The sequence below is a fragment of the Sinorhizobium arboris LMG 14919 genome, assembly GCF_000427465.1.
GTDB classification, from domain to species: domain Bacteria; phylum Pseudomonadota; class Alphaproteobacteria; order Rhizobiales; family Rhizobiaceae; genus Sinorhizobium; species Sinorhizobium arboris.
The window spans coordinates 1,294,597-1,318,237 of the sequence record NZ_ATYB01000014.1; the positions used below are offsets into that span (position 1 = coordinate 1,294,597).

19 protein-coding genes and 1 pseudogene are annotated in these 23,641 nt (G+C 61.9%); 18 read left to right on the forward strand and 2 right to left on the reverse strand.

Annotation, left to right across the window (positions count from 1 at the left end; genetic code table 11):
- Positions 1-51: 51 nt before the first annotated feature.
- The 17 genes and pseudogenes from SINAR_RS0117445 (at position 52) to lpxB (ending at position 17,751) form a co-directional block, all read left to right on the forward strand.
- On the forward strand, positions 52-795 hold the full coding sequence (locus tag SINAR_RS0117445) for an ABC transporter permease (protein ID WP_167333613.1): 744 nt from the start codon (positions 52-54) through the stop codon (positions 793-795).
- Positions 792-1,631, forward strand: a complete 840-nt coding sequence (locus SINAR_RS0117450; protein ID WP_050577515.1) for an ABC transporter ATP-binding protein — start codon at positions 792-794, stop codon at positions 1,629-1,631. Before SINAR_RS0117445 ends, SINAR_RS0117450 begins: the two co-directional genes overlap by 4 nt.
- On the forward strand, positions 1,628-2,614 hold the full coding sequence (locus tag SINAR_RS0117455; protein WP_028000275.1) for an aliphatic sulfonate ABC transporter substrate-binding protein: 987 nt from the start codon (positions 1,628-1,630) through the stop codon (positions 2,612-2,614). The genes SINAR_RS0117450 and SINAR_RS0117455 overlap by 4 nt, the downstream gene beginning before the upstream one ends.
- 53 nt (positions 2,615-2,667) lie before the next feature.
- On the forward strand, positions 2,668-4,224 hold the full coding sequence (locus SINAR_RS0117460) for a sulfatase family protein (protein ID WP_028000276.1): 1,557 nt from the start codon (positions 2,668-2,670) through the stop codon (positions 4,222-4,224).
- A 184-nt stretch (positions 4,225-4,408) separates the two neighbouring features.
- Positions 4,409-5,176 carry a 30S ribosomal protein S2 gene (gene rpsB / locus SINAR_RS0117465; protein ID WP_028000277.1) on the forward strand — a complete coding sequence of 256 codons (768 nt, stop codon included), beginning with the start codon at positions 4,409-4,411 and terminating at the stop codon, positions 5,174-5,176.
- 251 nt (positions 5,177-5,427) lie between these two features.
- Positions 5,428-6,351, forward strand: a complete 924-nt coding sequence (tsf, locus tag SINAR_RS0117470) for a translation elongation factor Ts (RefSeq protein ID WP_028000278.1) — start codon at positions 5,428-5,430, stop codon at positions 6,349-6,351.
- Between the two features lie 184 nt (positions 6,352-6,535).
- Entirely contained in the window at positions 6,536-7,258 is a 723-nt protein-coding gene (pyrH, locus tag SINAR_RS0117475; protein ID WP_028000279.1) for a UMP kinase, read from the forward strand.
- Positions 7,259-7,308: 50 nt separating this feature from the next.
- Positions 7,309-7,869 (forward strand): ribosome recycling factor, encoded by a 561-nt coding sequence (gene frr / locus SINAR_RS0117480; protein ID WP_028000280.1) that lies wholly within the window; start codon positions 7,309-7,311, stop codon positions 7,867-7,869.
- Between the two features lie 36 nt (positions 7,870-7,905).
- Positions 7,906-8,649 carry an isoprenyl transferase gene (locus tag SINAR_RS0117485; RefSeq protein ID WP_028000281.1) on the forward strand — a complete coding sequence of 248 codons (744 nt, stop codon included), beginning with the start codon at positions 7,906-7,908 and terminating at the stop codon, positions 8,647-8,649.
- Positions 8,649-9,482, forward strand: coding sequence for a phosphatidate cytidylyltransferase (locus SINAR_RS0117490; protein WP_028000282.1), 834 nt, complete (start codon positions 8,649-8,651; stop codon positions 9,480-9,482). Before SINAR_RS0117485 ends, SINAR_RS0117490 begins: the two co-directional genes overlap by 1 nt.
- 130 nt (positions 9,483-9,612) lie before the next feature.
- Positions 9,613-10,736, forward strand: a pseudogene (rseP, locus tag SINAR_RS01000000133590) (RIP metalloprotease RseP).
- 248 nt (positions 10,737-10,984) lie between these two features.
- Positions 10,985-13,315, forward strand: coding sequence for an outer membrane protein assembly factor BamA (gene bamA / locus SINAR_RS0117500; protein ID WP_028000283.1), 2,331 nt, complete (start codon positions 10,985-10,987; stop codon positions 13,313-13,315).
- Positions 13,316-13,359: 44 nt separating this feature from the next.
- Positions 13,360-14,424: a UDP-3-O-(3-hydroxymyristoyl)glucosamine N-acyltransferase gene (gene lpxD / locus SINAR_RS0117505; RefSeq protein ID WP_028000284.1), complete on the forward strand. Its 1,065-nt coding sequence runs from the start codon at positions 13,360-13,362 to the stop codon at positions 14,422-14,424.
- Complete coding sequence (gene fabZ / locus SINAR_RS0117510; protein ID WP_028000285.1) at positions 14,417-14,881, forward strand: 3-hydroxyacyl-ACP dehydratase FabZ; 465 nt, start codon at positions 14,417-14,419, stop codon at positions 14,879-14,881. Before lpxD ends, fabZ begins: the two co-directional genes overlap by 8 nt.
- A gap of 4 nt (positions 14,882-14,885) precedes the next feature.
- Positions 14,886-15,698, forward strand: coding sequence for an acyl-ACP--UDP-N-acetylglucosamine O-acyltransferase (gene lpxA, locus SINAR_RS0117515; protein WP_028000286.1), 813 nt, complete (start codon positions 14,886-14,888; stop codon positions 15,696-15,698).
- Positions 15,698-16,585, forward strand: coding sequence for an LpxI family protein (locus SINAR_RS0117520; protein WP_028000287.1), 888 nt, complete (start codon positions 15,698-15,700; stop codon positions 16,583-16,585). The genes lpxA and SINAR_RS0117520 overlap by 1 nt, the downstream gene beginning before the upstream one ends.
- Complete coding sequence (lpxB, locus tag SINAR_RS0117525; RefSeq protein ID WP_028000288.1) at positions 16,582-17,751, forward strand: lipid-A-disaccharide synthase; 1,170 nt, start codon at positions 16,582-16,584, stop codon at positions 17,749-17,751. Before SINAR_RS0117520 ends, lpxB begins: the two co-directional genes overlap by 4 nt.
- Before the next feature lie 192 nt (positions 17,752-17,943).
- Here lpxB and SINAR_RS0117530 read toward each other — a convergent pair whose 3' ends face one another.
- Entirely contained in the window at positions 17,944-19,098 is a 1,155-nt protein-coding gene (locus SINAR_RS0117530; protein ID WP_028000289.1) for an IS4 family transposase, read from the reverse strand.
- A 354-nt stretch (positions 19,099-19,452) separates the two neighbouring features.
- Positions 19,453-20,742: a citrate synthase gene (gene gltA / locus SINAR_RS0117535; protein WP_003537363.1), complete on the reverse strand. Its 1,290-nt coding sequence runs from the start codon at positions 20,740-20,742 to the stop codon at positions 19,453-19,455.
- A 303-nt stretch (positions 20,743-21,045) separates the two neighbouring features.
- On the opposite strand from gltA, the gene SINAR_RS0117540 reads away from it, so the two are divergent.
- Entirely contained in the window at positions 21,046-23,451 is a 2,406-nt protein-coding gene (locus tag SINAR_RS0117540) for a ComEC/Rec2 family competence protein (RefSeq protein WP_028000290.1), read from the forward strand.
- Positions 23,452-23,641: the final 190 nt, after the last annotated feature.

The window sequence follows — 23,641 nt, forward strand, 5'->3', positions numbered from 1 at the left end:
CTGACGACCAAAGACGGGGAAATCGCCGGGAATGGGTCTTCTCCGGCGGAGCTGGCGCCCATCGTCCTGAACCTGATCGCCCTGGCGTTCGCCGTAGGGGTTTGGTGGGTCATCACCGCGGCGGGGCTGGTGGTCCTGCCGGGACCGGCCGAGGTCTTCCGGCGCGCACAGGAACTGATCGCGAGCGGCCAGCTGCCGCTGGACGTCGTCTCCAGTCTTCGCCGCGTGCTGGCCGGCTTTCTGCTCGGCGTAGCAGCAGCCATCCCCGTCGGCTTCCTGATGGGCTGGTACCGCGTCGCCCGCGCACTGATCGAGCCCTATATCCAGTTCTTTCGCATGATCCCGCCCCTGGCGGTCATTCCACTCGCGATCGTGACCATGGGCATCGACGAAGCTCCGAAGGTCTTCGTCATCTTTCTAGCTTCGTTCCTTTCCTGCGTGGTCGCCACCTTTCAGGGCGTCATCAGCGTCGACCGTACGTTGATCAGCGCCGCACGCGTGCTCGGGGCCAATGACGGCGTTCTTTTCTATCGCGTGATCATTCCTGCCTCCATTCCATTCATTCTGGTCGGCGTCAGGATCGGGCTCGGGTCGGCCTGGGCAACGGTCGTCGCGGCCGAGCTCATCGCCGCGCAATCGGGCCTTGGTTTCCGAATGCAGCAGGCGCAACTCTACTACGACCTTCCCACCATCTTTGTCAGTCTCATCACGATAGGCATTCTCGGCCTGCTCATGGACCGCATCGTCCAGGCGACGGACCGCCGTCTGACCCGGTGGCAGGAGCGCGCGCAATGACAGCTGTTCCGTCCCCCGCTCCGACCCTGGTCTCAGGGCCGAAGATTTCATTTCAGAACGTCACGCGCCGTTTCGGCGAAGGCGAGAACTCGGTCCTCGCGCTCGACCGGCTGAGCCTGGATATCGGCGACGGTGAATTCGTCACCGTGGTCGGGCCGTCCGGCTGCGGCAAGTCGACGGCCATGAACATTGCGGCCGGCCTGACGGACGTGTCGGACGGACGTGTTCTGGTCGACGGCAAGCCGGTCGAAGGGCCGGGGCCCGAACGCGGCGTGATCTTCCAGCAATATGCGTTGTTTCCGTGGCTGACGGTTCGTCAGAACGTCGAATTCGGCCTGCGCATCAAGCATATGCCGGCAGCCGAGCGCAGGCGCATCGCCGATCACTTCATCGATCTCGTCGGACTGAAGGACTTCGCCGATGCCTTGCCCAAGACCTTGTCCGGCGGCATGAGACAGCGCTGCGCCATCGCCCGCGCCTATGCGGTCAACCCGACGATCCTTCTCATGGACGAGCCTTTCGGCGCGCTCGACGCATTGACCCGCGTCAACATGCAGGACCAGTTGCTCGACACCTGGAGCCGCGAGCGGCGGACGGTGATCTTCATCACCCATGATGTCGATGAGGCGGTCTATCTCGCCAATCGCGTCATCGTGATGGCCGCGCGGCCGGGCCGCCTGCACGAGGTCATCCCCGTTGACCTGCCGTATCCGCGCACCGAAGAAATCCGGCTATCGCCTGAATTCGCGCAAATCCGCAATCGCGTCTGGCACGCCGTTTACCACCAGAAACCCCAGATCAGTTCGAGTTCACGACAAGGAGGAGGAATGCCGTGACTTTTACCCGACGCAGTTTCATCCGCGTTGCCGCTGCCGGCGCGCTGGCGGCCCCCGCGCTGGGTGCCGCCACGCGAGCCGCTTACGCAGAGGCGAAGTCCGTACGGGTCGGTTACATCGCCGACTATTTCGGCACGAGCCTGACGGCGATCGCCACCGACCAGGGTCTGTGGGCCAAACACGGCCTGGAACCCGACCTGAAGGTCTTCACCAATGGTCCGATCCAGATCCAGGCGTTGGGCGCGGGCAGCCTCGATTTCGGTTATGTCGGTCCGGGCGCCCTGTGGCTTCCGGCCAGCGGCAAGGCCAAACTCGTCGCCATCAACGTGCTCGGCCTGTCCGATCGTGTCATCGCGCAGAAGGGCATCAACTCCGTCGCGGACCTCAAAGGCAAGAAGGTCGGCGTTCCGGAAGGGACGTCGGGCGATATGCTGTTGCGCCTCGGCCTTGCCAAGGCCGGTATGACGATTTCCGACATAGAAGTGGTGAAGATGGACCCGTCGACGGTCGTTTCGGCTTTTGCATCGAAGCAGATCGACGGCGCCGGCATCTGGTATCCGCTGGTCGGCATCATCAAGAAGACCGTCCCGGATCTGGTCGAAGTCGCCAAGAGCGACGATTTCTATCCCGGGAACTCTTTCCCTTCGGCCTTCGTCGCCCGCAATGAGGTGATCGCCGGCGACGTGGATATGGTCAGGAAATTCATCGCCACGATGAAGGAGGCCAACGACTATCGCATTGCCGACGTGCCGCGTTCGGTCGAGATCACCGCCAAGTTCCTCGGAGTGCCGGCCGAACCGCTTGAAGTCGAAAGCCGGAACGGCAAGTTCCTGACCACCGCCGAGCTCGTTGCCGCCAGCAAGGATGGGACGGTGGCCAACTGGCTGAAGGGGCTCAACGACCAGTTCGTCGCTTTCGGAAAGATGCAGAACCCGCTCGACCCGAAGGACTATTATCTCGCCGACCTCTACGCGGGCAGCTGAAAGCCAACCCGCCGGCGCGTCACTCCGCGCCGGCACTCTTTATCGAGATCAGAATGACCAAGCAGCCCAATATCCTGTTCATCATGTCGGACGACCATGCGGCGCGAGCGATTTCCGCCTACGGCGCGGGCCTGAACAGCACGCCCAATATCGACCGCATCGCCGACGAAGGCATGCGGCTCGATCGGTGCTATGTCACCAATTCGATCTGCACGCCGAGCCGAGCCGCCATTTTGACGGGCACCTACAACCATGTGAACATGGTCACCACGCTCGATACCCCTATCGACAACCGGCTCCCCAACGTGGCGAAACACCTGCGCGCGGGCGGTTATCAGACGGCGATCTTCGGCAAGTGGCATTTGGGCGAGGGCAAGGCGCACGAGCCGACGGGATTTGACGAATGGTCGGTGCTGCCCGGCCAGGGCGACTATTTCGACCCGGTGATGATCGACCGCAACGGGTCGCGAATGGAGAAAGGATACGCCACCGACATCATCACCGACAAGTGTCTCGATTTCCTCGGCAAGCGCGATCCCGAGAGGCCGTTCTTCCTGATGTGCCATCACAAGGCGCCGCATCGCAGCTTCGAGCCGCACCCGCGCGACCGGCATCTTCATGCAGACGGAAAATTGCAGGTTCCGGAAACATTCTCCGACGACTATTCCAACCGCGCTGCAGCGGCGGCTGCCGCGAAAATGCGAATCCGCACCGACATGACGTACAAGGATCTCGGCCTCGTTCAGCCCGAAGGCGGCGACGAGGCCGGCGAACTGCTTCTGCCGGGCTGGACGCAGCGCAAGGTTCCCGACATCGAAGAAGGTGAGGAACTGCGCCTGATCGACGGAGCGACCGGTGAGAATTACCTCTTCACCGATCCGCAGAAACTGGCCCTTTTCAAGTATCAGCGTTACATGATGCGCTATCTGCAGACCATCGCCGCCGTGGACGACAATGTCGGCCGCCTGCTCGACTGTCTCGACGCGGAGGGCCTGCGGGACGACACCATCGTCATCTATACGTCCGACCAGGGGTTCTTCCTTGGGGAGCACGGCTGGTTCGACAAGCGCTTCATGTACGAAGAATCGCTCCAGATGCCTTTCCTGATCCGCTATCCCGACGGCATCCAAGCCGGCACGCGAGCCGGCCACATCGCGACCAATGTCGATTTCGCGCCGACCTTTCTCGATTATGCCGGCCTGCCGGTCCCCAGTTACATGCAGGGCAGGAGCATGCGCCCGATACTCGAGCGCACGGCGGACGAGGGCGACAAGGGTCTCGCCTACCACCGGTACTGGATGCATAAGGACGAGTTCCACAATGCCTTCGCACATTACGGCGTGCGCGACGCCCGCTACAAACTCATCTACTGGTATAACGATCCGCTCGGTCAGCCGGGTGCCTTTTCCGGTGACGAGCCTGCGGAATGGGAGCTGTTCGATTGCGAGGAGGACCCGTTCGAGCTGCGCAACCGGGCGAACGAGCCGGCTTACTCGGCCGTATTTGAGGAAATGCTGGCGAAGCTGGATGCGCGCATGGCCGAAATCGGTGACATTCCGGAACATGTCAGCGCCGAGGTGCTGGCTCGGCGCCGAATGAAAGCGGCGTGAGCCGGCTGCAAGCAAAAAGCGTCGCCAGGGCTTGATTTCTCGGGCGGTTGCCGCTAAGGGGCTGCCCATTCCACACGTGAGGCATGGGATTTTCCGGGAGACATCCGGAACGTTCCGCCGGTGGGCGCATCCGCGGATGCGTTCGACGCCTTGCGGAGGTTCAACCGGAAAAGGAGACAAAGGCATGGCATTGCCTGATTTCACTATGCGCCAGCTTCTCGAAGCCGGCGTGCACTTCGGCCACCAGACGCACCGCTGGAACCCGAAGATGAAGCCGTACATCTTCGGCGATCGTAACAACGTTCACATCATCGATCTCGCCCAGACCGTACCGATGCTGTCTCGCGCCCTGCAGGTTGTCAGCGACACCGTCGCCAGCGGCGGCCGCGTGCTTTTCGTCGGCACCAAGCGCCAGGCTTCCGAGATCATCGCGGACGCTGCGAAGCGTTCCGCCCAGTACTACGTCAACGCTCGCTGGCTCGGCGGCATGATGACGAACTGGAAGACGATCTCCAACTCGATCCAGCGCCTGCGCAAGCTCGATGAAATCCTGGCTTCGGAAGCTTCCGGCTTCACGAAGAAGGAGCGCCTGAACCTCGAGCGCGAGCGCGACAAGCTCAACCGCGCACTCGGCGGCATCCGTGACATGGGCGGCACGCCGGACCTGATGTTCATCATCGACACCAACAAGGAATCGATCGCGATCGACGAAGCCAAGCGCCTTGGCATTCCGGTTGTCGCCGTCATCGACTCGAATTGCGATCCGGACCAGATCGATTACGCGATTCCGGGCAACGACGACGCATCGCGCGCGATCGCCCTTTACTGCGATCTGATCGCCCGCGCCGCCATCGACGGTATTGCCCGTCAGCAGGGTGCAGCCGGCCGCGATCTCGGCGCGTCCGAAGAGGTTCCGGTCGAGCCGGCCCTCGAGGAAGCGTCCGAAGCCTGATCGGCCCGCCCGGCAGACGACGTACTGCCGTACGCATGAAATATCGGGACGAGGCCGTTTGTGATGAAAAATCTGAACGGCCTTGTTCTTTATCAGCCGGAATGGCCCGGCCGATTGCGCGCGGTGAGCCCGCGAACATCGCTAAAGTGGCTTCATCACGATGTCACACAGAAAGGCCATTTCCTGCCAAACCTTCTGGCACTGCGCCAATCCCGGTCGGCGCGCCAGCAAACAGACAAAGAGGCACAAAGATGACTGTTACCGCCGCAATGGTGAAGGAGCTGCGCGAGAAGACCGGCGCAGGCATGATGGATTGCAAGAAGGCGCTTGCCGAAACCAACGGCGACATGGAAGCCGCCATCGACTGGCTGCGCGCCAAGGGCATTGCCAAGGCCGACAAGAAGTCCGGCCGCACCGCTGCCGAAGGCCTCATCGGCATTGCCAGCGCCGGCACCAAGGCCGTCGTCGTTGAAATCAACTCCGAAACCGACTTCGTTGCCCGCAACGATGCCTTCCAGGACCTCGTCCGCGGCGTCGCCAATGTTGCGCTCGGTACCGATGGCTCCGTTGCAGCCGTCTCCCAGGCAACCTATCCGGCGACCGGCAAGTCCGTCGAAGATTCGATCAAGGACGCCATTGCCACGATCGGCGAGAACATGACGCTGCGCCGTTCGGCATTGCTCGAGGTCGAGGACGGCGTCGTCGCGACCTATGTGCACAATGCCGCAGGCGAAGGCATCGGCAAGCTCGGCGTGCTCGTCGCGTTGAAGTCGACCGGCGACAAGGAAGCTCTGAACGCGATTGGCCGGCAGGTCGCCATGCACGTCGCCGCGACCAACCCGCTTGCCGTCCGTTCGAGCGAAATCGATCCTGCGGTCGCCGAGCGCGAGCGCAACGTCTTCATCGAGCAGTCGCGCGCTTCCGGCAAGCCGGACAACATCATCGAGAAGATGGTCGATGGCCGCATGCGCAAGTTCTTCGAGGAAGTCGCCCTTCTCTCGCAGGCTTTCGTCATGAACCCTGACCAGACGGTGGAAGCCGCGATCAAGGAAGCGGAAAAGTCCGTCGGCGCGCCGATCGAAGTCGCCGGCATCGCTCGTCTCCTGCTCGGCGAAGGCGTCGAAAAAGAAGAGAGCGATTTCGCCGCAGAGGTAGCAGCCGCCGCTAAGGGTTGATTTCTTCACCTCAAGTGGGAAAACGTGGGGGCATCGCGTGACAACGCGGTGCCCTTCGTGTATCCGGCTCTCGTCGATGCGTAGGACCCGCCGGAGCGGTCGATACCACGCAGCGGAATTTGCCTTTTACGCCGCCGTGCGCCAGATGCCTGCACATGCGCGCCGATCTATTTCAGGAGTAACGATGTCGGCCAAGCCAATCTACAAGCGCGTTCTTCTCAAAGCCTCCGGTGAAGCGCTAATGGGAAGCCAGGGGTTCGGCATCGATGTTGCCGTAGCCGACCGTATCGCCTCTGATATCGCCGAAGCGAGGGCGATGGGCGTCGAAGTCGGCGTCGTCGTCGGCGGCGGCAACATCTTCCGCGGTGTCGCGGTCGCCTCCAAGGGCGGCGACCGTGTTACCGGCGACCACATGGGAATGCTGGCGACGGTCATCAATGCGCTCGCGCTGGCGACGTCGTTGCGTAAGCTCGACATCGACACCGTCGTCCTGTCGGCCATCGCCATGCCGGAAATCTGCGAGAGTTTCTCGCAACGCGCAACGCTTTATCATCTTTCGCTCGGACGTGTCGTGATCTTCGCGGGCGGCACGGGCAATCCGTTCTTCACGACGGATTCGGCAGCGGCGCTTCGCGCCGCCGAGATGGGCGCCGAAGCGATCTTCAAGGGAACACAGGTCGACGGAATCTACTCCGCCGATCCGAAGAAGGACCCGTCCGCCATGCGTTTCGAGCGCCTGACCCATAGCGAGGTCCTCGAGAAAGGCCTCGCGGTGATGGATGTTGCCGCCGTGGCGCTTGCGCGGGAGAATGCCATTCCGATCGTCGTCTTCTCCATTCACGAGAAGGGCGGCTTCACGGAAATATTGACGGGCGGCGGTCGTGCCACCATCGTGACCGATAATTGACAAGCTGCTGGGTCCGCAAGGGCCGCTGATAAGAACGGGAGTCTTGAACCATGAGTGAAGGTGTGGATCTGAAGGAACTCAAGCGTCGCATGGACGGGGCGATCGCCGCTTTCAAGCACGACATCGCGTCGCTGCGGACCGGTCGCGCTTCGGCGAACGTACTCGATCCGGTGACCGTCGAAGCCTACGGTTCGCGCATGCCGCTGAACCAGGTGGCAAACATCACGGTTCCGGAGCCGCGAATGCTTGCGGTCTCCGTGTGGGACAAGTCCATGGTCGGCGCCGTGGAGCGGGCGATCCGGGAATCGAATCTCGGGCTCAATCCGATCGTCGACGGGCAGAACCTGCGCATTCCGCTGCCGGAACTGAACGAGGAGCGCCGTAAGTCGCTGGTCAAGGTCGCGCATGATTATGCGGAAAAAAGCAAGGTCGCCGTCCGCCACGTTCGCCGTGACGGGATGGACGACCTGAAAAAGGCCGAAAAGGACGGCGAGATCGGTCAGGACGAGAGCCGTGCCCAGTCCGAGCGCGTCCAAAAAATGACCGATGACGTAATTTCCGAAATCGACCGCTTGCTCGCGGAGAAGGAAAAGGAAATCATGCAGGTCTGACCTGCGGATAGGTGAGTCTCTTTGTCCGGACAGTCCATGCAAGAATTCAACCCCGCCAACGTACCGGCTCACGTCGCTATCATCATGGACGGCAACGGTCGTTGGGCGAATGCGCGTGGACTGCCCCGTACCATGGGACACCGCAAGGGCGTCGAGGCGGTCCGCGGCGCGGTAAGGACGGCTGCGGAGATCGGCATCCGTTACCTGACGCTGTTCGCGTTTTCGTCGGAGAACTGGAACAGGCCCGAAAACGAGGTCAGCGACCTGATGGGCCTGCTCAAGGCCTTCATCCGGAGAGATCTCGCCGATCTTCACCGTGAGAACGTCCGCATCCGCGTCATCGGCGACCGCTCGAATCTGAGCGGGGATATCCTGCCGCTCCTCATCGAAGCGGAGGAGACGACGATCGCGAACACCGGCATCACGGTGGTCATCGCGTTCAATTACGGCGCCAGAGACGAGCTTGCGAGGGCCATGCGCCGGCTGGCGGAGGACGTGGCCGCCGGTCGTCTTCGGCCGGACGAGATTACCGCGGAACGGATCTCCTCGACGATCGATACGGCGGGCATTCCCGATCCGGATCTTATTCTCCGAACGAGCGGCGAGGAGCGGCTCTCCAATTTTCTCCTCTGGCAGGGAGCCTACTCCGAGTTGCTGTTCATTCCCGAACTCTGGCCAGATTTCACGCGCGAGACATTTCTTGCGGCGATCGAGCAATACGCCTGCCGCGAACGCCGCTTCGGCGGATTGGCGCAACCGACTCTGGCGGTCGGCTCCTGATGCAAGCGGAACTCAAGCTTCGCATTGCTTCCGGAGTGGTTCTGGCCGCGGTGGTTCTTGCTGCAACCTGGATCGGCGGCTTTGCATTCCAGCTCCTCTCCGTCGCGATCGGTCTTCTCGTCTATTACGAGTGGTCCACCATCACCAAACTCCCCGAGCGGGACTTTCAGGGCAACGCCCTCGGCTGGCTGGCGCAGTTGGTGATCGCCGGTCTCGTCCTCCTCGATTATATGCATATCAGCCTGCCTGGGCTTGCCGTCTGTGTTCTCGCGGCAGCTCTTTGGGTGCTGGTAAAGGGAACCAGCTGGTGGCTGCCTGGTGGGATCGTCTATGCGGGGCTGACGAGTATTTCGCTCGCGGCGATCCGTGGAGCGGATTATCTCGGGCTGATGGCGATGCTGTTCGTATTCGCCGTCGTATGGGCAACGGATATTTTCGCCTACTTCACGGGACGGGCGATCGGCGGGCCCAAGCTCGCGCGGGCAATCTCCCCGGGTAAGACCTGGTCGGGCGCGATCGGCGGGGCGATTTTCGGTGTTCTTGCGGGGGTGGCCGTTTTCATGGCTCACTTTTCGCTTGAGGACCTGCGCATCCCCGTCATCGCGCTGATCCTGTCCGTCGCAAGCCAGGTGGGTGATCTTTTCGAGTCCTTCGTCAAGCGCCGCTTCGGCGTCAAGGACTCGAGCAGGCTGATCCCGGGGCATGGCGGCGTGATGGACCGGGTGGACGGTCTGATATTCGCCTGCATTGCCGCACTGGCTCTGGTGCTCGGACAGTTCCTGTCGGCGGGCGGCCGGGAAGTTGCCTTCGGCTCGGTTTTGCTGGGTCTTTGAAGAGTGCCGGTATAGTCCTTATATCGGGCTCGAAACGGGACTATCATGCGGCGGTGCGAACCATGACGGCACGGCCCCGGCCCTGCAAACTGAACAGGCGGACGTGGCAGCGGACGCGTTAGGAATGACTATGAGCCTACTGCTTGACAATCTCCAGTACACGATTCCCACCTTCCTGTTCCTCCTGACGTTGCTGGTCTTCGTTCACGAGATGGGACATTACCTGGTGGGGGCTGGTCGGGCATCCGTATCCTGGCCTTTTCCGTCGGCTTCGGACCCGAGCTCTTCGGATGGACCGACAGTCACGGCACCCGCTGGAAATTCTGTGCGATCCCGCTCGGCGGCTACGTGAAGTTCTTCGGCGACGAGGATGCGGCGAGCACGCCGGACTACCGGCGGCTCGAAGCGATCGCGCCGGACGAAAGGGGCCGTACATTCCTGGGCGCAAAGCTGTGGAAGCGCGCGGCCACGGTCGCGGCCGGTCCCATCGCGAACTTTCTTCTGGCAATCGCGATCTTCGCCGTCCTCTTTTCCATTTACGGCCGCGCCGTCGCCGATCCCGTCGTCGCTTTCGTGGCGCCCGGCAGTGCCGCGGAGAAGGCGGGCGTTCTGCCGGGAGACAGGTTGCTGTCGATCGACGGAAACGCGATCGCCACCTTCGACGACGTGCGCCGCTACGTAAGCGTCCGGCCCGAACTGCCGATCACCGTTCGCATCGAGCGCAAGGGCGCTGCAATCGACCTGCCGATGGTGCCGCAACGCACCGAATCCGTCGACCCGCTCGGCAACAAGATGGAAGAGGGCAAGATCGGCATCGGAACGAACCAGGAGGCGGGCAATTTCCGTGTGGAGACCTACGGTCCTCTCGAGGCGGTCGGGCAAGGGGCACTGCAGAGCTGGCGAATCGTAACGGGCACGCTCGACTATCTCTCCAATCTTTTTGTCGGCCGTATGAGCGCCGACCAGGTCGGCGGACCGATCCGCATCGCGCAGATGTCCGGCCAGATGGCCAAGCTCGGCATCGCCGAGGTGCTGAATTTCGCGGCCGTACTTTCGGTTTCCATTGGATTGCTTAACCTCATGCCCGTGCCGGTGCTTGATGGCGGCCATCTGATGTTCTATGCGGTCGAAGCGTTGCGCGGCCGGCCGGTCGGTCCCGCCGCACAGGATCTCGCATTCCGCATCGGCTTTGCCATGGTGCTCATGCTTACGGTCTTTGCGGCCTGGAATGATATCAACTGGCTCTTCGGATAGCAGCGGGGGCCTCAGCGGGAGCGGACATCGTTAAGGATGCGGCGAGCGGCTGAATTTTGCCCGCTGCCCAGTAACGGTTTGTTTACGATAACAAGAGGCCGTAGTGGCTGTTAAGCCACGGTTGCAATTGAAGTAAACAGAAATTAACGAGCTGACTTGCTTGTATGGGAAAAGCGGTTAAAACGGCAACCGTGACCGGAGTCGGCACGAAACTGCCGCGGGACGTTGGGAAAAGGTAAGATTTTGACATGAAAGCTGGTTCAAGGTTTTTGAACGCGGTGTCGGCGTTTGCGCTGTCAGCAAGCATGGTCGCCACGGGTACCGGGGTAGGGCTTGTTGCCGGTATCTCAGTCGCGCAAGCCGCGGTCATCAATCGGGTTGAAGTGCGTGGTGCAACGCGGGTCAGCGCGGAAACCGTTCGCGCGAACATCACGATCGTACCCGGCAAGAGCTTCAGCAATGCCGATATCGACGCTTCCGTGAAGCGCCTTTACGCCACCGGCTATTTCTCCGATGTCAGCATAACGGTTTCCGGCGGATCGCTTGTCGTTTCCGTCAGCGAGAACCAGCTCGTCAACCAGGTCGTTTTCAACGGCAATCGCAAGATCAAGGATGACAAGCTCCAGGGTATCGTTCGTACCCAGCCGCTCGGTCCCTACAGCGAAGCGACGGTCGAGACCGACATTCAGGCCATCAGGGACGCCTATTCGGCCATCGGCCGCAGCGACGTCACCGTGACGACCCAGGTCGTGCCGATTGCCGAAGGTCGCGTCAATCTCGCCTTCGTGATCAATGAAGGCGAGCGCACGAAGATCACCCAGATCAACTTCGTAGGCAACGAGGCCTATAGCGATGGCCGTCTGCAGTCGGTGATCGCGACCAAGGAATCGGGTATCTTCTCGTTCCTTACCCGTAAGGACGTCTACAATCCGGATAAGCTGCGCGCTGACGAGGAGTTGCTGCGGCAGTTCTATTACAACCGCGGCTACGCGGATTTCCAAGTGATCTCGTCCGAAGCGGCCCTCAATGAGGCGACCAACGAATATACGGTGACGATCACGGTCGAAGAAGGTCCTCGCTACGACTTCGGTCCGATCAACATCGAATCGACGGTCGAAGGTATCGATGCCGAAGAGCTGAGGGGCGTCGTTCAGAGCCGCGAAGGCTCGGTCTACAAGGCCAAGGACATTCAGAATACGATGAGCGAGATTTCGAAGCGCGTCGCGTCGGAGGGGTATCCTTTCGCGCGCGTCACGCCGCGCGGCAACCGCGATCTTGCCAATCACACGATCGCCGTCGACTATCTCGTCGATCAGGGCGAGCGGGCCTATGTCGAGCGCATCGAGATTCGCGGCAACACCCGGACCCGCGATTACGTCATTCGTCGCGAGTTCGACGTCGGTGAAGGTGATGCCTTCAACCAGGAGATGGTTGCGCGCGCCAAGCGTCGCCTTGAGGCGCTCGGCTATTTCTCGTCCGTGAACATTTCCACGCAGCCGGGCAGTGCGGCCGACCGCGTCATCATCATCGTCGATGTGCAGGATCAGTCGACCGGCTCGTTCGGCATTGGCGCCGGCTATTCCGCCGGCGACGGCGGCGGCTTCCTCGTCGAAGCTTCGATCGAGGAAAAGAACTTCCTGGGCCGCGGCCAGTATATTCGCTTGGCCGCCGGTAAGGGCGAAGACAGCCAGACCTACAATGTCTCGTTCACCGAGCCCTATTTCCTTGGCTATCGTCTTGCCGCGGGCTTCGACCTCTTCAAGAACGAGAACGACTTCGACGACGACAACTACAGCTACAACGATCAGGGCTTCAGCCTGCGCGTAACCGCGCCGATCACGGAGAACCTGTCGACGACGCTGCGCTACAACTATACGGAGCTCGAGTACTTCGGCGATAAGGATGAGCTTTCGTCTCCCTATGACCGTGTAATCGACGGCAGCCCGTGGACGCGGTCGTCCATTTCGCAGTCCATCACCTACAATACGCTGGACGATGCCGTGCTGCCGCACGAGGGCATTCTCGCTTCGGTGACCCAGGAGTTTGCCGGCCTCGGCGGCACGTCGGACTTCTACAAGCTGACGGGTAAGGCCAAATGGTACTATACGCTGCACGACGAGGCCGACATCATCGGCTCGCTCTCCGGCAGCGCCGGTCACCTGTTCGAGACGTCCGGTTCGCTTGAAGTCTTCGACCAGTTCCAGCTGAACAGCAACGACATTCGCGGCTTCGAGCGCAACGGTATCGGCCCGCGCATGAACAACGGCGACGCACTGGGCGGCACGACCTATTTCACGGCGTCTGCCGAAGCGACGTTCCCGCTGCCGGGCCTTCCGCGTGACAGCGGTTTCCGTGGCGCTCTGTTCGTTGATGCGGGCACGCTCTTCGGAAACGACGTCGACATCGGTCCGGGCGAATCCGTTCGTGGCGATGATGCCTCGCTGCGTGCCTCCGTCGGCGTCAGCCTGATCTGGGCTTCGCCCTTCGGTCCGCTGCGTGTCGACTATGCCGTGCCGGTTGCAAAGGAAGACTTCGACGAAGTCCAGAACTTCAAGTTCGGTATCAACTCGTCGTTCTGATAAAGAGCAGTCCAGAACTGCCAGAGAATCGTTCTGGAGTGTCCATGGAACAGAATTGGTTTTTTCCGCCCCATCAGGGGATTCGTTTGGGCGACCTTGCGAATCAGATCGGGGCGGAGTTGATGGATGTAACCGCTGCAGACCGCACCGTGCGTGCGGTCGCGCCGGTCAATCGCGCCAAGCCGGGCGATATCTGTTACATGCTGTCGCGCAAAAACCGCGAAGAATTGCAGAGCTGCCGTGCTACTGCGATCATCTGCGACAAGGCAATTTCATCGCTTGTTCCCGATACTATTCCCGTACTGCTGACGCCGAAGCCGCATACGGCCTTCGCGATTGCCGGTGCCTTGCTTCACGAAAAGGCCATGCGCCCGGCCCATAACACGAGCGAAGGGGGCATAGCGCCGGGAGCCTTTGTCGATCCGACGGCGCGCCTGGAGGCGGGTGTCGAGGTCGAGCCGATGGCCGTGATCGGAGCCGGAGCCGAGATTGGAAGCGGAACGCGCATCGCGGCGGGAGCAATGGTCGGACCGGGCGTGCGGATCGGTCGCGATTGCACCATTTCCGGCGGTGCAAGCATCCTTTGTGCGCTGATCGGCAACAATGTCATCATTCATCCCGGCGCGCGCATCGGTCAGGACGGGTTCGGCTACGCACCGGGTCCGAAGGGCGGAATGATCAAGATCGTCCAGGTCGGGCGGGTGATCATCCAGGATCATGTGGAGATCGGTGCGAACACGACGATCGACCGTGGCACCATGGATGATACCGTTATCGGCGAGGGGACGAAAATCGATAACCTCGTACAGATCGGCCATAATGTCCGCATCGGGCGCTACTGCGGCATCGTCAGCCAGGTCGGCATCGCGGGCAGCGCGCAGATCGGCGACGGGGTCATGATCGGCGGAGGCGTCGGGGTCAACGGGCATATCAGCATTGGGGACGGAGCGCAGATCGCGGCCATGAGCGGCGTGGCGAGCGACGTTCCGGCCGGTGAGCGCTATGGCGGAATTCCGGCGCGGCCCATGCGGGATTTCCTCCGCGATGTCGCCGAAATGGCCATGCGCTCGAGCGAGAGGCAGAAAAAGAAGGGTGGCAAGGATGAATGAGGCTGCAACGGTCCTCGGCACGGCGGACATACAGGAAATCCTGAAGCTTCTTCCCCATCGTTATCCCTTCCTGCTGGTCGACCGGATCATCGAGATCGATGACGATAATTCGGCTATCGGGATCAAGAACGTGACGGCCAACGAGCCGCATTTCACAGGGCACTTCCCTGAGAAGCCGATCATGCCGGGCGTTCTTCTGATCGAAGGCATGGCGCAGACGGCAGGCGCGATCTGTGCGCGCAGGACGGGAATCGGAAGCAATCTCGTGTATTTCATGACGATCGACAATGCCCGATTCCGCAAGCCCGTCGTGCCGGGGGACCGGGTAGAATTCCATGTCGTGAAGCAGAAGCAGCGCGGCAATATCTGGAAATTTCACTGTGATGCAAAAGTTGACGGGCAACTCGTCGCGGAAGCTGATATCGGCGCGATGATTGTCAGCAAGGAAGACGCCTGAGAAAATGATAGCATCAAGTGCGAAGATCCACCCGTCCTCGGCCGTCGAGGACGGAGCGGTAATCGGCGAGAATGTGAAGATCGGCCCGTTCTGCCATATCGGGCCGAATGTCGTTCTTGCAGATGAAGTCGAAATTCTGAGCCACGTCGCAGTCATCGGCCATACGAGCGTCGGCAAGGGAACGAAGATTTTTCCGGGTGCGGTCATCGGTGGCGATTCGCAGAGCGTGCACCACAGCGCCTTGAATACCACCCTGGTGATCGGCGAGAACTGCACGATCCGCGAAGGCGTAACCATGAACACCGGCACGGTGGAGCACGGCGGCGCGACCATCGTCGGCAACAACAACCTGTTCCTGGCCTATTCGCACGTGGCGCATGATTGCCGCCTCGGAAACAATATCATCCTCTCCAACAATGTTATGCTTGCGGGGCATGTCACTGTCGAGGATCGCGCCATACTCGGCGGCGGTTCGGCGGTTCACCAGTTTACCCGTATCGGGCGTCAGGCCTTCATCGGCGGCCTGTCGGCGGTGAGCTATGACGTCATTCCCTATGGAATGCTCAATGGCAATCCCGGCATTCTGAGCGGCCTCAACGTGGTCGGAATGACCCGTGCCGGGATCGATCGTCAGACGATCCATCGCGTTCGGCGGTGCTATAAGCAGATTTTCGAGGGTGACGGCTCGATCCGCGCGAACGCCGCCGCAATCCGTGACGAGTATCTCGATTGCGCACCGGCAATCGAGATCCTGGATTTCATCGCTGCAGAGAGCGACCGCGCGCTGTCGTCTCCGAATCGCGGCGCCAAGGGTTGATGGCGGTGGCGTTTCACCGCCTGCCGCAGTCCAAAGGCAGGCTCGCCATCATCGCCGGAGCCGGGACGCTCCCCCATCATGTGGCCGAGGCGGCGCGCCGTCAGGGAGAAGATCCGTTCATCATCGCGCTTTCGCGCGAGGCCGATGCCGATTGGGCCGGTTTCGACCACGCCATTTGCGCGATCGGAGATTTTGCCGCGATCAGCCGCACTTTCGAGACCGAGGGGATTGACCGGGTCGTTCTTTCCGGTGCGGTGCGGCGGCGGCCGGAGTGGCGCGATATCCGTCCCACGCTGAGGACGCTGGCCAAGGTGCCCAGGGTTTTCCGTACCTTGATGTCCGGCGGAGACGACGCGGTACTGCGCATGGTGATCGAACTGATCGAGGCGAGCGGCGCTCATGTGATCGGCGCGCATGAGGTCGTTCCGGGTCTTCTTGCGGATGCCGGACCGCTCGGTGCTCATGCCCCAACGGACGAGGATCGGCGTGACATCGAATCCGGCATCGCCGCGGCTGACGCGCTGGGGGCGCTCGACGTCGGTCAGGGCGCGATCGCAGTTGGCGGCCGGGTGGTCGCGCTGGAGGGTGCGGAAGGCACGGACGCCATGTTGGCCAGGGTCGCCCATCTCAGGAAAGAGGGGCGGATTTCAACCCGTCGTCGTGGCGTTCTCGTCAAGCTCTGCAAGCCGCAACAGGACGAGCGGGCCGATCTGCCGTCGATCGGTCCGTCGACGGTTGCAGGCGCGCATGCAGCCGGTCTCGCGGGCATTGCCGTCGAGGCGGGACGCGCGCTGGTTCTCGAGCGCGCGCGCCTCGTGGAGGAGGCCGACAGGAGCGGCCTGTTCATCCTGGGTATAGAGCGCGACCGCCGCAGGGACCGGAGATGACGGACAGGCCCTACAGGCTGGCGGTCTGCGCCGGGGAGGTCTCCGGAGACCTCCTCGGCGCAGACCTGGTACGGGCGCTGCGCGACCGTGTCGGCGGGCCGCTCGAACTTGTCGGCGTTGGTGGCGAAGGGCTGGAAGCCGAAGGGCTGCGATCGTTGTTCGACTATTCCGAACTGTCGATCATGGGCTTTTCGCAGGTCCTCGCAAATCTTCCGAAGCTTTTGTTGCGGATCAGGCAGGCCGCCCGCGCGATCGTCGCAGCGCGTCCGGATGCACTGGTGATCATCGACAGCCCTGATTTCACCCACCGGGTGGCGCAGCGCGTCCGCGCCGCACTGCCGGATCTGCCGGTGATCGACTATGTGTGCCCGAGCGTCTGGGCGTGGAAGCCGGAGCGGGCACCGCGCATGCGGGCTTATGTGGATCACGTGCTCGCGGTTCTTCCTTTCGAGCCGGAAGCGATGGCGAAGCTCGGCGGTCCGCCGACGACTTATGTCGGCCACCGGCTGGCATCGGACCGCAATGTGCTTGCGGTCCGGGAGCGCCGACGCGCCAGACAACAGGCACAAGACCCCCTCGCGGCGAAAACCTGCCTCCTTTTGCCCGGATCGCGCGGCAGCGAGATCAGCCGGCTCCTGCCGGTTTTCCGGAGCGCGGCAGAGGAACTCGCCGAGCGGCACGAAGGCATTCGCTTCCTTTTGCCGACCGTGCCCCGCCAGGCGGAACGGGTGAGGGCGTTGACCGCGTCCTGGAAAGTCCGGCCCGAAATAAGCGTCGACCCCGAACGAAAATGGGAAGCCTTTGGGGAAGCCGATGCGGCGCTTGCCGCCTCGGGTACGGTCATCCTCGAGCTTGCCCTTGCCGGAGTGCCTGTCGTTTCCACATACCAGGCCGACTGGCTCGTCAGCCTTCTGCATTCCCGCATCCGCATCTGGACCGCCGCACTCCCGAACCTGATCGCGGATTTTCCGGTCGTGCCGGAATATTTCAACAAGATGATCCGGCCCGCCGTCCTGACGCGATGGTTCGAGCGGCTTTCGACCGACACGGCGCAGCGCCGCGCGATGCTCGACGGCTTCGCCCTGGTTCAGCAGAGGATGCAAACGGATCGGCCGCCCGGCGAAAAGGCGGCGGATATCGTTCTCGCTTGCCTCCGAGCCGGATGAGGAGCGGGAGCGCTTCGAACCGCAGTGGATCCTCGGGCCAAGGCCTGGTGGGGGCCGGGAAGGGCGTTGCGATGACTCGAAGACGGCCGCAGCCCTGGCAAATCCGTTCAGCCGGTCCGTGCAGAGCCTCGCCGCAGTCTTTACGAACCTCGCCACGCCGTCATCCTCGGGCTTGACCCACTGCTGTCCGGTTTAACTGAGTGCCAGCGGCAAAGAGATTTGACGTTGATCACGTTGCACTGCCGGTTTGGGCTTTCGCAGCGTGTTGATGGATCTGCGATGCATGATGTTGAGACGAACAAGCCTTGCGAAGGCGAGGGGTTGGGTGATGTCGTTCTGGCAGGCCTGCGCCACGCGCAGGAGCAGATAGGCGATGAGCGCGACGAAGATCTGGATGCGCACGGCATTCTCTGAGGTTCCGAGAAAGTGACGGATCTTCAGGTTCTGCTTGATCCACTTGAAGAAGAGCTCGATTTGCCAACGCTGCTTGTAAAGTGCGGCGATTTCGCTGGCCGGCGCGTCGAGATCGTTGGTAACGAGGCGAATGACCTTGCCGGTATCGCTGCGCACAGCGATCTCGCGCACCGGGTCCTTGAAAGGGTTGCTCCGCGAGCTGGCCAGGCGCTGCGGCAAAAGCCCGATCCTGTCGAACAGGACGCCCTCGGCTTGGTCGGCGGGCTGTTCGGCGGCGATGTCGATAAGGGTATTGCTCTTGAGCCTTGTGACGAAGCGTGCGCCCCGTTTGTCGATCTCGGCCCACCATGCGAAGTCGTAATAGGCGAGATCGAAGACATAGGTGACGCCTGGGAGAATGTCGATCGCTTTGGCCGGGACGATGTCGTTGGTCTTTTGGCCGGTCAGCGTCATGTCGAGGGGCACGTCGTCTTGGGGGTCATAGCAGACGTGCAACTTGATGGCTCTTTTGCCGCCGATCATGTCGGTCCAGCCGCCGTATAACGAGGAGACCTGGACGCGTGTGGCATCGAGCAAGCGCACGCTGTCGCTGATATGACGGCGGGTCCTTCGGCTGGCGGTGGCGGCCATGTGGGAAAACAGGTCGGCAAACAGGGCTGCCGGACGCCTGGCATTCGCATCAGCGAGCGTGGCACGCGCCACACCGCGCCCACCGACGTGGTAAAGCCGCGCCTCATGACTCAGAAGCCCGGCCTCGATCTCGCGCAAGCTTGTTGCGCCCGAAAACTGACCAAACAGGAGCGCCAGGAGTTGGCTCTTCGTCGTCAGCCGGCGCACCCGGTGGTCTGCCTTGTGTTCATCCACAAGCCGGTCGAACACCGCCCACGGAACATGCTGTTGAAGCTGATGAAAAACGCTATTCTCATGCCGCATGACATTGATCCCCTGCTTGTGTCCAGAACGCCGCGAAACGTCTGAAACCAAGTAGAATCAATGTCATGCGCCTTGTCCACAAAATTAAACCGGACAGCAGTGGGTCAAGCCCGAGGATGACGGGCGTAGAGAATGCGAGGGGCTGGGAAGGGAGGTTGCGATGGGCTCAAAGACGGCCGCCGCCCTGGCAATGCCGATCATCGGGTCGGTGCAGAGCTCTCCACAGTCTTTACGACCCTCACCACCCGTCATCCTCGGGCCTTGACCCGAGGATCCATTCGCCTTTCACAACCTCGTCGCAAAAACCCGGCCAATTCTGAACTGACCGGCTCTTTTGTCGAGTTCGTCCGCCGTTCACCGCTTGGAGATCGGCACGTAGTCGCGCAGCGGTGCGCCGACGTAAAGTTGGCGCGGACGGCCGATGCGCTGTTCCGGATCTTCGATCATCTCGTTCCACTGAGCGATCCAGCCGACGGTGCGGGCAAGGGCGAAGAGCACCGTGAACATCGTGGTGGGGAAGCCCAGCGCCTTCAGCGTAATTCCCGAGTAGAAGTCGATGTTCGGATAGAGCTTCTTCTCGATGAAGTACTCGTCGGTCAGGGCGATGCGTTCGAGCTCCATCGCGACTTCGAGGAGCGGATCGTCCTTGTGACCGAGCTCGGCGAGAACTTCATGCGTCGTCTTCTGCATGATCTTCGCACGCGGATCGTAGTTCTTGTAGACCCGGTGACCGAAGCCCATGAGGCGGAACGGATCGTTCTTGTCCTTTGCCTTGGCGATATATTCCGGAATGCGGTCGACCGTGCCGATTTCGGCGAGCATGTTGAGTGCCGCCTCGTTCGCGCCGCCATGGGCCGGTCCCCAAAGGCATGCGATACCGGCAGCGATACAGGCGAAGGGATTGGCACCGGACGAGCCGGCGAGGCGCACGGTCGAGGTCGACGCGTTCTGCTCATGATCGGCGTGGAGGATGAAGATCCGGTCCATGGCGCGCGCCAGAACCGGGTTCACGACATATTCCTCGCAGGGCACGGCGAAGCACATGCGCAGGAAGTTCGAGGCGTAGTCGAGATCGTTCTTCGGGTAAACGAAGGGCTGGCCGATATGGTATTTGTAGGCCATCGCGGCGATCGTCGGCATCTTGGCGATCATACGCAGCGATGCGACCATCCGCTGATGCGGATCGGTGATGTCCGTCGAGTCGTGATAGAAGGCGGAGAGGGCTCCGACGCAGCCGCACATGACGGCCATCGGGTGGGCGTCGCGGCGGAAGCCGGTGAAAAACCGCGACATCTGCTCGTGGACCATGGTGTGATGGGTCACGCGATAGTCGAAATCGGCCTTCTGAGCCTTTGTCGGCAGCTCGCCGTAGAGAAGCAGATAGCAGACTTCGAGGAAATCGCCGTGCTCGGCGAGTTGCTCGATCGGAAAGCCGCGGTGAAGCAGGACGCCCTCGTCGCCGTCGATATAGGTGATCTTCGACTCACACGATGCCGTGGAGGTAAAGCCCGGATCGTAGGTGAACATCGTCGTCTGCTTGTAGAGCGAACCGATGTCCACGACATCCGGACCGATCGATCCCGATCGCACCGGCAGGTCCGCGGATTTTCCGCCGAATGTTACTGTCGCGCTTTTTTCTGACATGGGACCCTCCGTGTTGTGACATCGTGGCATAGTTCTGTGCCGCGAATTTGAGCGTTGCGAATTTGCTATATGATTTATTTTCGACTGCCAAGCAGTACCAAAGCCAAACTTGTGCGATGCGAAATCCGCATATGGCAACGCAACAATCGCATGTTACGGCAATTCGTCCGAAGAGATCAATGATCGCTAAGCTGATAATGCGGTACCATTCTAATTAGGTGCCTGTTTTTTGAGCACAGGGCTCCGATTGCAAGATTGCCCCGTTGGCGGCAGGATCGCGAAACAGTGGGCGGGCGGAGCGAGATGGGGGAGAGCCGGGCACAAACGGTCGTGGGCGAGGGGGAGCGCAGCGCATGGCCCCCGGTCGAGGGTGCGCAGGTCCTCACTGGCGATCTGCCCTCCGGATGCTGCGAACGCCGGACGCCCGCAGGCCGGCATGCGGCCATTATTCGCCAGCGGATCCGCTCGGTGGCCGCAGCATTTTCCCTCGGTGCAAGGGCTGCGGTTGCCGAAGAGCGGGAATACGGCCACGGCTTCGTCCTTATCCCGGTCGTTCTGGCACTCGGCTCCCTTACCTGGTTCGCACTACCCGAAACCGTCGGAATTGCCAAACTTGCAGCGCTGCTTTGCGTTTTCGGAATATCTGCGGTCCTATGTCGGGGAGGTCTGCGAAACTGGCGGCCCTTGGCGGTCGCGCCTGCTCTTTTTGCTGCTGGGATGCTGCTTGCCGCGGCCGAAACGGCGAGGCTCGACACAGTCATTCTCGACACTCCCGTTACGACGACTGTTCGCGGAACCGTCCTTTCGCGGGATCCGGACGACCGGGGACGCTGGCGTTATCTGGTGGAAATCCATGAAACATCCGGCCCACGGCTGCGCAGAGCCCCGAAGAGAACGACGCTTCTGGCGCGGAGCGCTCACGAACCGTTTCCGGTCGGGGCGATGATCGAGGGCAAGGCCCGTTTGTCGCCGCCCTCCGGACCGGCTCTGCCAGGTCTCAACGATTTCGCTTTCAGCGCCTATTTCAAAGGTGTGGGCGCGGTCGGATTTTTCTACGGCGCGCCGCACGCGCCGTTGGATGCCGGCGCTGTGGCCGATCCGTCCCGGGCTTCGCCGCCGGGGCAAGCGGCCGCATATCTGGCACAGGTACGCGAATCGGTAGGCAACCGGATTCGCTCGGCGATCGGCGGAGACACCGGTGCGATCGCTGCGGCGCTCGTGACCGGCGAGGAGCGCGCGATCAGCCGCGAGGCCGTCGAGATGCTGCGCGCCGCCGGCCTGTCGCATGTCCTTGCGATCTCGGGACTCAACATGGTGCTGGCGGCGGGTACGTTTCTCATCGGTGCCCGGACCCTGTTGAGCTTCGTCCCGGGGTTGGCCGAAAGATATCCCGTGAAGAAGATCGCTGCCGTCGGCGCTCTTCTCATGGTCTTCTTCTATATACTGATTTCCGGCGGTGCGGTCTCGGCGCTCAGATCCTGGATCATGATCTCGATCATGCTCGTTGCAGTGTTCTTCGACCGCGTTTCGATCAGCCTGCGCAACGTGGCGCTTGCCGCACTCGTGATCCTTGCCTGGACACCATCGGCGGCAGCCGGACCCGGGTTCCAAATGTCCTTTGCGGCGACGCTGGCTCTCGTTGCCGGCTATTCCCGCTGGCGCGACCACAGGAGAAAAGATCGCGAAACCTCGAGGAAGCGGGTGGGTGTGGGAGCCTTGTCCGGCCTCGCCATCGGGACTGTCGCCACCTCCGTCATCGGCGGCCTGGCCACGGCAGTTTACGCGGCTGCCCACTTCAACCGGCTTCCCGGCTACGGGTTGGCGGCAAACGTTCTCACGACGCCTCTGATCAGCATTCTCATCATGCCTTTTGCGTTGTTCGCGATGCTGCTTATGCCGTTCGGGCTCGAACATTATCCCCTTGCGATCATGGGGCAGGGGCTGGACTGGATGCTGGCGGTCGCCCGATATGTGGCCTCGCTCGACGGCGAGTGGACGACCGGTCGCATGGGCGGCGCGCCCTTCTTCCTTATTGCCTTCGGCGGCATCCTGCTCTGCGTGCTGAGAACCCGGCTGGCGCTCGCCGGCGCGGGGCTGATCGCTCTGGGTGCATGCGCGATCGCGCTCGAACCGGGCAAGGGGCGCCCGTCGATCGCGATATCGGAGGATGCTCAACTGATCGGCCTCATCACCGCTGATGCAATTGCGACCAATCGGAGCCGGCCGCCGGAGTTCATCTTCTCGCAATGGCAGCGTGCACTTGCGACCGCAGAACACAAGGCACCGCTCGATCTTGCAACGGAACAGTACGCCGATGTCGGGGCGGCAGCTTTGCTGGCCTCGGCCCAATCCGGCGTCTTCGCCTGCAGAAAAGGGGTAGGGTGCGCCGGGCGCAGCCGTGAGGGATGGACAGTGGCTGTTATCGAAAAGGTCGAATCTCTCTCGTTCCTGTGCGGCCGCGCCGATCTGGTGGTCGTCGCCAGCCGCCGGCCTTCGGCAGCCTGCCCGTCCGGCGGATCATTGGTCATAAGTATCGAGACGCTGCGGCGGACGGGGGCGGTCGAAATCCATGCCGAGGAGGAACGAACGGGGTCGCGCCCCCGCATGCGGATCGTAAGCTCGTTCTCCTCCACTGAACGGCCCTGGCAGCGCCATCGCCGCTACGACTGGCGGAGCGGCAGCTTTGTCCCGCAGGGATCACCGCTTTGACGGTCCGCGCAGCTTCATCGTCCGATCTGCTGCCATATTCTTGATTATTGTACTCCACAAATCTTGTCATGCCGCCATTGTTTGTCGTAAAGAGCCTTGCGAAAGCGCTCCGGCAAAGACGGCGCAGGGCATGAGCGGCTGCGGTTTGCATCCGGCGCCGTCCTGATTGTTGAAAATCGATTGCAGCCCG